Here is a 225-nt window from a genome sequence, read left to right on the forward strand (position 1 = left end):
TGGAGCGCGGGACCTGAACTTGTAGTAGTCAAGCGATGGGGTGACGCAGGAGGGTAGCTCCGCCAGTGAGTGGTAGTACTGGTGTAAGCGTGTAGGCCGTAGCATAGGCAAATCCGTGCTGCATATAGGCTGAGACGTGATGCATAGCCGATTGAGGCGAAGTAGAGTGATCCCATGCTGCCGAGAAAAGCCTCTAGTGAGTGTTCATGCGGCCCGTACCCCAAA

The 225-nt window shown here is 55.6% G+C and carries 1 rRNA gene; it reads left to right on the forward strand.

Annotated features, from left to right (window positions below):
- Positions 1-225, forward strand: a 23S ribosomal RNA gene (locus ADK67_RS16640); the annotation flags it as partial.

Source organism: Saccharothrix sp. NRRL B-16348, from assembly GCF_001280085.1.
Lineage (GTDB): Bacteria > Actinomycetota > Actinomycetes > Mycobacteriales > Pseudonocardiaceae > Actinosynnema.